At 73.0% G+C, this 12,412-nt stretch carries 10 protein-coding genes; 3 read left to right on the top strand and 7 right to left on the bottom strand.

The genetic code is table 11. The annotated features are described in order from the left end of the window. Nucleotides 1–107 precede the first annotated feature (107 nt). Together F9B16_RS19650 and metH are read right to left on the bottom strand one after the other, a co-directional pair. Nucleotides 108–770, bottom strand: a complete 663-nt coding sequence (locus F9B16_RS19650; protein WP_225991772.1) for an HAD family hydrolase — start codon at nucleotides 768–770, stop codon at nucleotides 108–110. A 47-nt stretch (nucleotides 771–817) separates the two neighbouring features. Then, nucleotides 818–4,294 carry a methionine synthase gene (metH, locus tag F9B16_RS19645; protein WP_151541553.1) on the bottom strand — a complete coding sequence of 1,159 codons (3,477 nt, stop codon included), beginning with the start codon at nucleotides 4,292–4,294 and terminating at the stop codon, nucleotides 818–820. A gap of 180 nt (nucleotides 4,295–4,474) precedes the next feature. Here metH and F9B16_RS19640 point away from each other — a divergent pair, with 180 nt between their 5' ends. From F9B16_RS19640 to F9B16_RS19630, 3 genes are all read left to right on the top strand, one after another. Further along, nucleotides 4,475–4,933, top strand: coding sequence for a universal stress protein (locus F9B16_RS19640; RefSeq protein WP_151541552.1), 459 nt, complete (start codon nucleotides 4,475–4,477; stop codon nucleotides 4,931–4,933). Nucleotides 4,934–5,112: 179 nt separating this feature from the next. Beyond that, on the top strand, nucleotides 5,113–5,955 hold the full coding sequence (locus F9B16_RS19635) for a PAC2 family protein (RefSeq protein ID WP_151541551.1): 843 nt from the start codon (nucleotides 5,113–5,115) through the stop codon (nucleotides 5,953–5,955). Between the two features lie 233 nt (nucleotides 5,956–6,188). Continuing rightward, the gene (locus F9B16_RS19630) at nucleotides 6,189–6,725 is read left to right on the top strand and encodes a TrmH family RNA methyltransferase (RefSeq protein ID WP_151541550.1); all 537 of its coding nucleotides are present in this window, start codon (nucleotides 6,189–6,191) and stop codon (nucleotides 6,723–6,725) included. 22 nt (nucleotides 6,726–6,747) lie between these two features. On the opposite strand, the gene mshC is transcribed toward F9B16_RS19630, so the two are convergent. From mshC to F9B16_RS19605, 5 genes are all read right to left on the bottom strand, one after another. Then, nucleotides 6,748–7,977 (bottom strand): cysteine--1-D-myo-inosityl 2-amino-2-deoxy-alpha-D-glucopyranoside ligase, encoded by a 1,230-nt coding sequence (gene mshC / locus F9B16_RS19625; protein ID WP_151541549.1) that lies wholly within the window; start codon nucleotides 7,975–7,977, stop codon nucleotides 6,748–6,750. A 125-nt stretch (nucleotides 7,978–8,102) separates the two neighbouring features. Continuing rightward, entirely contained in the window at nucleotides 8,103–9,047 is a 945-nt protein-coding gene (locus F9B16_RS19620; protein WP_151541548.1) for an ABC transporter permease, read from the bottom strand. A 6-nt stretch (nucleotides 9,048–9,053) separates the two neighbouring features. After that, the gene (locus F9B16_RS19615; RefSeq protein ID WP_151541547.1) at nucleotides 9,054–10,025 is read right to left on the bottom strand and encodes an ABC transporter permease; all 972 of its coding nucleotides are present in this window, start codon (nucleotides 10,023–10,025) and stop codon (nucleotides 9,054–9,056) included. Continuing rightward, entirely contained in the window at nucleotides 10,022–11,149 is a 1,128-nt protein-coding gene (locus tag F9B16_RS19610) for an ABC transporter ATP-binding protein (RefSeq protein WP_404800507.1), read from the bottom strand. The genes F9B16_RS19615 and F9B16_RS19610 overlap by 4 nt, the downstream gene beginning before the upstream one ends. Next, nucleotides 11,146–12,339 (bottom strand): ABC transporter ATP-binding protein, encoded by a 1,194-nt coding sequence (locus tag F9B16_RS19605; RefSeq protein ID WP_151541546.1) that lies wholly within the window; start codon nucleotides 12,337–12,339, stop codon nucleotides 11,146–11,148. Before F9B16_RS19605 ends, F9B16_RS19610 begins: the two co-directional genes overlap by 4 nt. Nucleotides 12,340–12,412 lie beyond the last annotated feature (73 nt).

Raw genomic sequence — 12,412 nt, 5'->3', positions numbered from 1 at the left:
GGCGCGGGACGCGCTCCCGCCGGCGTACCCGCCCGGCAGAGATCAACATCGCGCAACGGTTGGACGTCGAACCGGTCGAGCGGGCCGTCCCGGCGGCCGCCGGAACCTCATCCGACCAGCGAGAACAGCCGTTCCAGGGTCACCTCGCGCAGCGACGCCGCCACGGTGCGTCCGGGCGCGGGCGGGATCGGCAGGACGCTCGGCACCGCGACCGTCACGCAGCCCGCCGCCTCCCCCGCGGCCACCCCGTTCGGGGAGTCCTCCAGCACGACGCAGCGGCCCGGCTCCGCGCCGAGGCGCGCCGTCGCGGTCAGGTACGGCTCCGGGTCGGGCTTGGTGCGCGCGACCTCGTCGCCCGCGACGCTGAGCGCGAAGAACTCCCGGCCGACGGCGTCCAGCACCGGCTCGATCAGCCGCCGGTGGCTGGAGGACACCAGCGCGGCGGTGACGCCCGCGTCCTTCAGCTCCACCAGCAGTTCCTTGGCGCCCGGCATCAGCGGCACGCTCTCGCTCAGCCGCTCGTGCATGCCGTCCAGCATCCGCCGCCCGACCTCCTCGGCCGGGACGTCCGCGCCGGTCAGCCGCAGCATGTAGTCGGCGGCGAGGGTGAGCGACCCGCCCACCAGCGCCTTCTGGTGCTCCTCGCCCCACTCCCCGCCGAGCCACGCGACCACCTGCGACTCGACCTCCAGCCAGACCCGCTCGGAGTCGACGAGCAGCCCGTCCATGTCGAACAGCACGGCCTGCAGGCCCCCGCGACCGTCCCCCAAGATCGTCCTTCCCTCCTCGTCGCCGCCGGCGCGCACCCCGCGCGCCGTCACGTGTTGAAGTACTTCGCCTCGGGGTGGTGGACGACCAGCGCGTCCGCCGACTGCTCGGGCGCCAGCTGCAGCTCCTCCGACAGCGTCACCCCGATCCGGCCCGGGTCCAGCAGCCCGACGAGCTTGGCGCGGTCCTCCAGGTCGGGGCAGGCGGCGTAGCCGAAGGAGAACCGGGCGCCGCGGTAGCCGAGCTTGAAGAAGTCCTCGAGGTCGGCGGAGTCCTCGCCGCCGAAGCCGAGCTCGGCGCGGATCCGGGCGTGCCAGTACTCCATCAGCGCCTCGGTGAGCTGCACCGACAGCCCGTGCAGCTCCAGGTAGTCGCGGTAGGCGTTCTTGGCGAACAGCTCCGCGGTCGCCTCGGCGATCCGCGGGCCCATGGTGACGAGCTGCAGCGCGACGACGTCGGTCTCGCCGGACTCGCGGGGCCGGAAGAAGTCGGCCAGGCACAGGTGCCGGTCGCGGCGCTGGCGCGGGAACGTGAACCGCTGCCGCTCCGAGCCGTCCTCGTTGAGGACGACCAGGTCGTCGCCCTCCGACACGGCCGGAAAGTACCCGTACACGACTCCGGCCTCGATCAGGCCCTCGGTCTGGACACGGTCCAGCCACATCCGCAGCCGGGGCCGCCCCTCGGCCTCCACCAGCTCCTCGTAGGTGGGGCCGTCGCCGCCGCGCGCCGGCTTCAGCCCCCACTGGCCCATGAAGGTGGCGCGCTCGTCGAGGAAGGCGGCGTAGTCGGCGAGGGCGAGGCCCTTGACGACCCGGTCGCCCCAGAACGGCGGCTCGGGGACTTTGTTGTCGACGGCGACGTCGGACCGGGCCGGCATGTCCTCCGGCGCGGTGACCTGGAGCGTCGCGCCCCGCCGCACCCGCCGCTCGCGCAGCGGCGGCAGGCTCGCGCCCTCGACGCCGCGCTTGACGGCCATGAACGCGTCCATCAGCCGCAGCCCCTCGAACGCGTCGCGGGCGTAGCGGACCTCGCCATCGTAGAGGCCGGCGAGGTCCTGCTCGACGTAGGCGCGGGTGAGGGCGGCGCCGCCGAGCAGCACCGGCCACTCCCCCGCGAGGCCGCGGGCGTTCAGCTCCTCGAGGTTCTCCTTCATCACCACGGTGGACTTCACCAGCAGCCCGGACATGCCGATCACGTCGGCGCGGTGCTCGCGGGCGGCCTCCAGGATCGCCGACACCGGCTGCTTGATGCCGATGTTGACGACGTCGTAGCCGTTGTTGGACAGGATGATGTCGACGAGGTTCTTGCCGATGTCGTGGACGTCGCCCTTGACGGTGGCGAGGACGATCCGGCCCTTGCCGCCGTCCTCGGAGCGCTCCATGTGCGGTTCGAGGCGGGCGACGGCGGTCTTCATCACCTCGGCGGACTGCAGCACGAACGGCAGCTGCATCTGCCCCGACCCGAACAGCTCCCCGACGGTCTTCATCCCGTCCAGCAGCACGTCGTTGACGATCTCCAGGGCCGGACGCTGCTCCAGGGCCTCGGCCAGGTCGGCGTCGAGGCCGTCGAGCTCGCCGTCGACGATGCGGCGCTTCAGCCGCTCCCACAGCGGCAGCGCGAGCAGCTCGGCGGCGCGGTCGGCCTTCATCGCGGCGGTGTCGACGCCCTCGAACAGCTGCATGAACGCGTGCAGCGGGTCGTAGCCGTCCGAACGGCGGTCGTAGATCAGGTCGAGGGCGACCTTCCGCTGCTCCTCGGGGATCCGCGCCATCGGCAGGATCTTGGACGCGTGCACGATCGCCGAGTCCAGCCCCGCGTCGACGCACTCGTGCATGAACACCGAGTTCAGCACGATCCGCGCGGCCGGGTTCAGCCCGAACGACACGTTCGACAGCCCGAGCGTGGTCTGCACGTCAGGGTGGCGGCGCTTCAGCTCGCGGATCGCCTCGATCGTCTCCAGCGCGTCGCGGCGCGACTCCTCCTGGCCGGTGCCGATGGTGAAGGTGAGGCAGTCGACGACGACGTCCTCGATCCGCATCCCCCAGCGGCCCGTCAGCTCCTCGATCATCCGGGAGGCGATCGCGGCCTTGCGGGCGGCGGTGCGGGCCTGCCCCTCCTCGTCGATGCACATCACGACGACCGCGGCGCCGTGCTCGCGGACGACCGGCATCAGCCGCCGCAGCTTGGAGCCCGCCCCGTCGCCGTCCTCGAAGCTGACGGAGTTGACGACGGCGCGGCCGCCGAGCATCTCCAGCCCCGCCTCGATCACCGGGACCTCGGTGGAGTCCAGCACGATCGGCGGCGTCGCTGCGGTCGCCAGCCGGAACGCCAGCTCCTTCATGTCGGCGACGCCGTCGCGGCCGACGTAGTCGACGCACAGGTCCAGCAGGTGCGCGCCGTCGCGGGCCTGGTCGCGGGCGATCTTCACGCAGTCGTCCCAGCGGCGCTCCAGCATCGCCTCCCGGAACGCCTTGGACCCGTTGGCGTTGGTGCGCTCCCCGATCGCCAGGTAGGACGTGTCCTGCCGGAACGGGACGTGCTGGTACAGCGACGAGGCGCCCGGCTCGGGCCGGGGCCGCCGCTCGGCGACCTGCCGCCCGCGGACCCGGTCGACGACCTGCCGCAGGTGCTCGGGGGTGGTGCCGCAGCAGCCGCCGACCAGCGACAGCCCGTAGTCGCGGGTGAACGCGTCGTGCGCGTCCGCGAGCTGCCCGGGGGTGAGCGGGTAGCGGGCGCCGTCGGCGGTCAGCTCCGGCAGCCCCGCGTTCGGCATGCACGACAGGCCGATCCGGGCGTGCCGGGCGAGGTGGCGCAGGTGCTCGCTCATCTCGGCGGGGCCGGTCGCGCAGTTCAGCCCGATGAGGTCGATGCCGAGCGGCTCCAGGGCGGTCAGCGCGGCGCCGATCTCCGAGCCCATCAGCATCGCGCCGTTCTGCTCGATCGTCACCTGCCCGATCAGCACCGTTTCGCCGCCGGCGGCGGCGATGGCGCGGCGCGCGCCGATCAGCGCGGCCTTGGCCTGCAGCAGGTCCTGGCAGGTCTCCACCAGGACCGCGTCGACGCCGCCCGCGAGCAGGCCCTCGACGCCCCGCTGGTAGGCGTCGCGGAGCTCGGCGAACGCGACGTGCCCGAGGGTCGGGAGCTTGGTGCCGGGGCCGACCGACCCGATCACCCAGCGGGGCCGGTCCGGCGTCGTGAAGGAGTCCGCGGCCTCGCGGGCGATCCGGGCGCCCGCCTCGGCCAGCTCGAAGATCCGGTCGGTGATGCCGTACTCGCCGAGGTTGCCGAGGTTGGCGCCGAAGGTGTTGGTCTCCACGCAGTCGACGCCCGCCGCGAGGTACGCCTCGTGCACCGCGCGGACGATGTCGGGCCGGGTGACGTTGAGGATCTCGTTGCAGCCCTCATGTCCCTGGAAGTCCTCCAGGGAGGGTCCCGCGTCCTGGAGCATCGTCCCCATGCCCCCGTCGGCCACGACGACGCGCTCCTTCAGGGCCTGACGCAGGGACCGCGGAACGGGAGTGCTCATGGGATCCCAGACTATCCGCGGGTCTGCGGAGCCCTCCGATCCGTCCACATGGCGGAACACGCCCCCGCCCGGGCCCGCCGGCCCGCGCGTGCGTTGGACGGGCCGTGCAAGAAGACGGTGACGGATGGGTCACCCGACCGATAACGTGCCCCCAGTTACTACCAACGGGTAAGGAACGGCATGAGCGCGTACCGCATGATCCTCGTCGGCACCGACGGCTCGGACTCCTCGTTCCGCGCGGTCGACCGGGCCGCGCAGCTGGCCGCCGCGACCGGCGCCACCCTGCTGCTCGCCTCCGCCTACAGCCCGATGCCCGAGCGCGAGCGCGCGAGCGCCGCCGACCGGCTCGGCGACCTGGCCTACAAGGTGCAGGGCTCCACCCCCGCCGACGACGCGCTGCGCGCGGCGCGGGAGCGGGCCGTCGCGGCGGGCGCCCGGGACATCCAGCAGGAGTCCGTCGAAGGCGACGCCGTCGACGTCATCAGCCGCCTCGCCAAGGAGCGCGGCGCCGAGCTGGTCGTGATCGGCAACCGCGGCCTCAACAGCCTCGCCGGCCGCATCCTCGGGTCCGTCCCGGCGAACCTGTCGCACCGCTCCCCGTGCGACGTGCTGATCGTGCACACCACCGACGGCAAGTGATCCGATCGTGACCTCCGTTCCGCCGCGGGCGTACAGCGCGGGGGTCTGGCGGCGGAACGGTGGGGTAGGTCACTGTCAGGACGTAGGCTGACAGCCACCGATCATGAGCGGGGCCCCCGACCCCGGGAATGAGACCCCCGCCGGTGACGCTGTACCCAGGCGTCGGAAGGAGGCAGCGCGTGATCGAGCTGGAGAGCGTGCCGGAGCTCGTCGAACCGGTGCTCGTGGCCGCCTTTGAGGGATGGAACGACGCCGGGGAGGCCGCCAGCGGGGTCATCCAGCACCTGGAGTCCAGCTGGGACGCGGTACCGATCGCCGAGCTCGATCCCGACGACTACTACGACTTCCAGGTCACCCGCCCCATCGTGGAGATGGTCGACGGGGAGACCCGCGACATCACCTGGCCCACCACGCGGATCTCCTGGGCGCGGCTCCCCAACGGCAAGGACGTCGTGCTGATCCACGGCATCGAGCCGAACATGCGGTGGCGGTCGTTCTGCCGCGAGCTGGTCGGGCTGATGCTGGAACTGGACGTCCGCAACGTGGTGCTGCTCGGCGCGCTGCTCGCCGACGCGCCGCACACCCGCCCCGTCCCGGTCACCGGCGCCGCGTCCGAGGCCGGGCTGGTCAGCACCCTGCACCTGGAGCCCGCCCGCTACCAGGGCCCCACCGGGATCCTCGGGGTGCTGCAGGACGCCTGCGCCAAGGCCGACCTGGACACCGTGTCGCTGTGGGCGGCCGTCCCGCACTACGTCGCGCAGCCGCCGTCGCCGAAGGCGACGCTGGCGCTGCTGCGCCGCGTCGAGGACCTGCTGGACGTCACCGTCCCGCTGGGCGAGCTGCCCGAGGAGGCGCGGGCCTGGGAGAACGGCGTCAACGAGCTCGCCGAGGAGGACTCCGAGGTCGCCGAGTACGTGCGGACGCTGGAGGAGCAGAAGGACGCCACCGAGCTGCCCGAGGCGAGCGGCGACGCGATCGCCCGCGAGTTCGAACGGTACCTGCGGCGCCGCGACCCCGGCTGACCCGCGGCGGCCGGTCAGTCCCCCGGCTCGTCCGGGCGCTTGACCGACGCGAAAACGATCAGTGCGACGAGGACGCCGGGCAGCATCAGCCAGACCAGTTCCATGCGCATGCGCCGGACTCTACCCCGCTACACTCGCGGGGGTAAGCGACCCGCCGGTGATGGCCCGCGCACGCCGACAAGTGCGTCCACCATGAGCATCAGCGACATGAGGGGCGGCGCCCCCCGGAGGCGGTGAGCCGCGCCGCCCGGCCGCCCGCGATCCGCGTGCGGACCCCCCGCGAGCTGCGGCGGCAGCGCCGCGGCCGCGCCCATTCCTGCTGGGACCATCTGATCGCCGCGCCGCTGTGGCCGCTGCACGGCGCGAACCTCGGCACCCTGCTGCGGACCTGCGACGCCGTCGGCGCCTGCCTCGCCGTGCCGCGGTTCCCGTGGGTGCCGGCCGCGCTGGAGCGCGGCAACACGCTGCGCCGCCCCTCGTGCGTGCACTGGGTCAACGACCCGGTCGGCTGGCTGGAGCGGGCCCGCGACGACCCCGGCACCCGCGTCGTCGGGGTCGAGCTGGCCGACGAGGCGGTGCGGCTCGCCGACCTGCCCGCCGCGCGGACCCGGACCGTCGCCGTCCTCGGCCACGAGCAGCACGGCATCCCCGCCGAGGCCCTCGACCTGCTGGACGCGGCCGTCGAGATCCCGATGGTCGGCGACGGCAGCAGCCTCAACGTCGCCGTCGCCGGGTCCCTCGTCCTCTACAAGCTCGCCGGGCTGCTGTGAGGGCGGGGTGCCGGGGCCGCGCTCAGAGGGCGATGCCGAGCAGGGCGTCGGCGAGCGCGCGCACCTGCGCGGGCGAGGACGCGTCGGCGCCGTCCGCGGCGGCCCACGCGTCGATCGCGGCGAGCGCCGCGGGGGCGTCCAGGTCGTCGGCGAGGCGCTCGCGGACCGTGTCGGCGACCGGTCCCGCCGGCGGCCCGGACGGGCGCGCCACGGCTGCGCGCCACCGGCCCAGGCGGGTGCCCGCGCCGCGCAGCTCCGCGTCCGTCCACTCCCAGTCGGACCGGTAGTGGTGGGACAGCAGCGCCAGCCGCACCGCCATCGGGTCGACGCCCGCCTCGCGGAGCTTCGACACGAACACGAGGTTCCCGCGCGACTTCGACATCTTCTCGCCGTCCAGGCCGACCATGCCGGCGTGGACGTAGGCGCGGGCGTGCGGGCGCTCCCCCGTCGCGACCTGCGCGTGCGAGGCGCCCATCTCGTGGTGCGGGAACGCCAGGTCCGACCCGCCGCCCTCCACGTCGAAGCCCATGCCGAGGTACTCGATGGAGATCGCCGAGCACTCCACGTGCCAGCCGGGGCGGCCCTCCCCGAAGGGGGACTCCCAGCCGGGCTCCCCGGGCCGCCGCGCCATCCACACCAGCGCGTCCAGCGGGTCGCGCTTGCCGGGCCGGTCCGGGTCGCCGCCGCGCTCGGCGAACAGCGGCGCCATCTGCTCCCGCGCCAGCCGGCTGACCTGCCCGAACGCGGGGTCCGCGGTGATCGGGAAGTACACGTCGCCGTCGACCTCGTAGGTGGCGTCCCGGCCGCGCAGCTTCTCGATCATCTCGACGATCAGCGGGATCGCCTCGACCGCGCCGACGTAGCGCTCCGGCGGCAGGATCCGCAGCGCCGTCATGTCGTCGCGGAACAGCTGGATCTCCCGCTCGGCGAGCTCCCGCCAGTCCTCACCGGTCTGCTGGGCACGTTCCAGAAGGGGATCGTCGACGTCGGTGACGTTCTGCACGTAGTGGACCTCGTGGCCGAGGTCGCGCCACACCCGGTTGACGAGGTCGAAGGTCAGGTAGGTGTTGGCGTGCCCGAGGTGCGTCGCGTCGTAGGGGGTGATCCCGCAGACGTACATCCGGGCGGTCTCGCCGGGCTCCGTGGGCCGCACCTCGGCCGTCCCGGTGTCGTACAGGCTGAGCCGCCGCGCCGCGGCGGGGAGTCCCGCGTCGGTGAGGCTGGGGACGTCGGAAGCGGGCCACGATCGCATACGGAAAGCTTATCCATGCGCACCTCGCGGCATTACTCCGAGATCGCGTTGACCGTCCCGAGTGTCCGCATCGTGACCGGGCCCGGGCGCGTGCCCCGGCCGCGCCGCGGGCCCCGGGACCGCCGTCAGGACAGCCGGACCCGCGGATCCAGGAACGAGTAGCCGATGTCCACCAGCAGGTTCGCCACGATCACGAAGAACGTCACCATCAGCGTCACCCCGATGATCACCGGGGTGTCGCCCAGCGCGATCGACTGGTACACCAGCTGCCCGACGCCCTGCAGCCCGAACACCTTCTCGGTGACGATCGTGGAGCCGATCAGCGCGCCGAGGTCGATGCCGAACTGGGTGACGACCGGGGTCAGCGCCGCCCGCAGGCCGTGCCGGTAGACGACGCGGCGCCGCGACAGCCCCTTGGCGCGGGCCGTCCGGACGTAGTCCTCCCCCAGCACGTCCAGCATCGCGCCGCGCGTCAGCCGCGTGTACGCCGCGACCATCAGGAACGCCAGCGCGATCCACGGCAGGATCATCCGCCGCCAGAAGTGCATCTGCAGCGGCGGGCCCGCCTCGAAGAAGTAGATGCCCGCCTCGCTCAGCTTCGTGGAGAACAGGTACAGCAGCACCAGCGCCATCACGAACGGCGGCGTCGACAATCCGATCAGGACGAACACCGTGACGAACCGGTCGGACAGGCTGCGCGCCCGGGTCGCCGACAGCACCCCGGTGACGACGCCGCCGACGAACCAGATGATGCCGGCGCCGAACACCAGCCACAGCGTGGTCGGCAGCCGGTCCCCGATCAGCGTCGTCACCGGCTCCCCGTTGATGTAGGAGTCGCCGAGGTTCGCGTGCAGCAGCCGGCCGAGGAACTGCCCGTACTGCACGATGACCGGCTGGTCCAGCCCGAGGTTGCGGCGGATCTGGTTGAGGGTGTCGGTCGTGGCGCGCGGCCCGCCGATGACCCGCTCCACCGGGACGGGCGAGACGTGCAGGAACACGAACACCAGCGTGGACACCAGCCACAGCACGACGATCGCGTACAGCAGGCGGCGGATGACGAAGCGGATCACAGGCGCTCACTTCCCCCCGGTGGCCCGGTCGCCGCGCGGGTCCAGGGCGTCCCGGATCCCGTCGCCGAGCAGGTTGAACGACAGCGTGGTCAGCAGCAGCAGGACGCCGGGCACCGCGAGCAGCCACCACGCGGTCTGGAACACGTCGCTGCCCTCGCCGAGCATCGACCCCCACGACGGCATCGGCAGCCGCACCCCGACGCCGAGGAACGACAGCGTCGCCTCGAACACGATCGACGTCGGGATCAGCAGCGAGGTCAGCACGGTGACCTGCGCGACCAGGTTCGGCAGGATGTCCACGAACATGATCCGCGCGTTGGAGGAGCCGAGCGAGCGGGCCGCCTCCACGAACTCCTTCTGCTTCAGCGACAGCACCTGCCCGCGGATGATCCGGCCGAACGCCGCGAACGAGAAGAACGCGATCACCAGGATCGTCAGGGTCAGGCTGGCGCCGACCGAGGAGATCTGGAACGTGGTCGCCAGCATGATCGCCACCAGCAGGTAGGGCAGCGCGAGGGTCATGTCCATCAGCCGCGCCAGCAGCGTGTCCATCGCCCCGCCGACGAACCCGGCGAGCACCCCGACCAGCGTCCCGACGATCGACGCGAGCACCGCCGACAGGATCCCGACCAGCAGCGAGATCCGCGCCCCGTAGGCGGCCCGGACCAGCACGTCGCGGCCGAGCTGGTCGGCGCCGAGCCAGAACGTCCCGGACGGCCCGCGCGGCTGCCCGTTGACGTCCAGGCCCGTCTTGGGGAACGTCGCGTCGTAGGGGTGCCCGGTCAGGTGCGCCCACACCGGCGCGAGGATCGCGTAGATCGCGATCAGGACCAGCACGACGATGGACGCGACCGCGAGCCGGTCGCGCCGGAACCGCGCCCACGCCAGCTGGAACGGGGTGCGGCCCTGCACCCGGGCGGGCGCGGTGCCCGCCGTCGGGTCGACCTCCTGCGCCTCGAGATCGGTGTAGCTGCTCATTCCTCGACCTCCGGGAGTTCCGGCTGGGTGGAGACCTGGGCGATCGCGGCGTGCTTGTGCGCGAGGCGCTCGCCCGGCTCCACCGGGAAGTGGCAGGCGGTCACGTGGTCGGGCGGGTCGCCCTCGCGGGGGACGAGCGGCGGGTCCTCCCGGACGCAGCGGTCCGCGGCCTTCGGGCAGCGCGGATGGAACCGGCAGCCGGACGGCGGCTCGATCGGCGACGGGACGTCCCCGGTCAGCACGATCCGCTCGGCGCGCTCCGCCTCGTCCGGATCGGCGATCGACGCCGCCGACAGCAGCGCCGCCGTGTAGGGGTGCCGGGGCCGGCCGTAGAGGACCTCCGCCTCGGCGGCCTCGCCGACCTTGCCGAGGTACATCACCGCGACCCGGTCGCTGACATACCGGACGACCGACAGGTCGTGCGCGATGAACACGTACGTCAGGCCCAGCTCGTCCTGCAGGTCCTTGAGCAGGTTGATGACCTGCGCCTGGATCGACACGTCCAGCGCCGACACCGGCTCGTCGCACACGATCAGCTTCGGCTTGAGCGCCAGCGCCCGGGCGACCCCGATCCGCTGCCGCTGCCCGCCGGAGAACTCGGCGGGGAACCGGTTGTAGTGCTCGGGGTTCAGCCCGACGAGCTCCATCAGCTCCTGCACCCGGCGCTTGCGCTCGGCGCCGCCCGCGATCGAGTGGACCGCGAACGGGTCGCCGATGATGGAGCCGACGCGGCGGCGCGGGTTCAGCGACCCGTACGGGTCCTGGAAGATCATCTGGACGTCGCGGCGGAACGCCTTCAGGCCGGCCTTGCCGAGCCGGGTGATGTCGTCGCCCTCGAACAGGATCCGGCCCGCCGTCACCTGGTGCAGCCCGGTGATGCAGCGCGCCAGCGTCGACTTCCCGCAGCCGGACTCGCCGACGATGCCGAGCGTCTCGCCGCGCCGGACCTGCAGGTCGACGCCGTCGACCGCGTGGACGCGGCCGATCTCCTTCTTGAACACGATCCCCTGCTTGATGGGGAAGTGCTTGTAGACGTCCTCGACTGCGACCAGGACGTCGCCCGGCCCGGTCCCCTGCCCGGCTCCCTGCCCCGCGCGCCGCGCGTCGCTCATGTCGCCGTTCATGCGGCGCCTCCGTCCCCGCGCGTCCCGCCGTCGTCGCTCTCGTCCTCCGCGGGGCCGTCCCGGCCGCCCGCGCCCGTGTCCTCGCCGCCGGCGGTGGCGTCGACCGCGCCGGAGGCCTCCGGCGCGCCGTTGCGTGCCGCCGACGCGGGGCGCGCCCGCACGCGCCCCTCCTCGACCGCCCGCTGCCGCAGCCGCTCGGCGTCCTCGCCGAGCCCGAGGGCCTCCAGCGGCAGCCAGCACGCCGACACGTGCGTCGGGTCGTCGTCGCCGGTGACCGGGTCCAGCACCGGCTCGTCGGTGACGCACCGGTCCATCACGTACTCGCAGCGCGGATGGAACACGCACCCCGACGGGATGTTGATCAGGCTCGGCGGCTGCCCCGGGATCGGCCGCAGCCGGTCCGCGCCGGCCGCCGCCGACGGCGTCGACTGCAGCAGCCCCTTGGTGTACGGGTGGTGCGGCCGGTAGTACAGCGGCCGCCGCCGCGCCTTCTCCGCCGCCTTCCCGCCGTACATCACCAGCACGTCGTCGGCCATGTCGGCGATCACCCCGAGATCGTGGGTAATCATGATGAGGGCGGTGTCGTACTCGCGCTGCAGCCGCCGCATCAGGTCCAGGATCTGCGCCTGGACGGTCGCGTCCAGCGCGGTCGTCGGCTCGTCCGCGATGATCAGTTTCGGGTTCAGCGCCAGCGCCATCGCGATCATGGCGCGCTGCCGCATGCCGCCGGAGAACTGGTGCGGGTACTCCTCGGCGCGCCGCGCCGGCTGCGGGATGCCGACCGTGCCGAGCATCTCCACCGCCCGCTTGCGGGCCGCGTCCCGGCCGGTGTCCGGCTCGTGCGCGCGGATCATCTCCTCGATCTGCCGGCCCACCTTGTACAGCGGGTGCAGGCTGGACAGCGGGTCCTGGAAGATCATGCCGATCTCGGCGCCGCGGATCTGGCGCATCCGCCGCTCTCCCGCGGTGAGCAGGTCGGCGCCCTCGAACAGGGCCTGCCCGGTCACCTTCGCGCCCGGGGTGAGGCCCATCAGCGTCTGGGTGCTGACGCTCTTCCCCGAGCCGGACTCCCCGACGATGCCGAGCGTGCGGCCCCGGTCCACCTCGAACGAGACGCCCCGCACGGCGCGCACCACCCCGTCCGGCGTGCTGAAGGAGACCCGCAGGTCGGTCACCTCGAGAAGACTCATCGACGCCCCTTCGCGTCCTGCATCCGGCCGGCCGGCGGCCCGCGCCCGCGCGGCGGGGACGGGCCGGTGCCCG

The organism is Actinomadura montaniterrae (assembly GCF_008923365.1).
Classification (GTDB): Bacteria; Actinomycetota; Actinomycetes; order Streptosporangiales; family Streptosporangiaceae; genus Spirillospora; species Spirillospora montaniterrae.
Note: the sequence above shows the minus strand (reverse complement) of the source record. Positions and strands in the feature narration are given on the sequence as shown.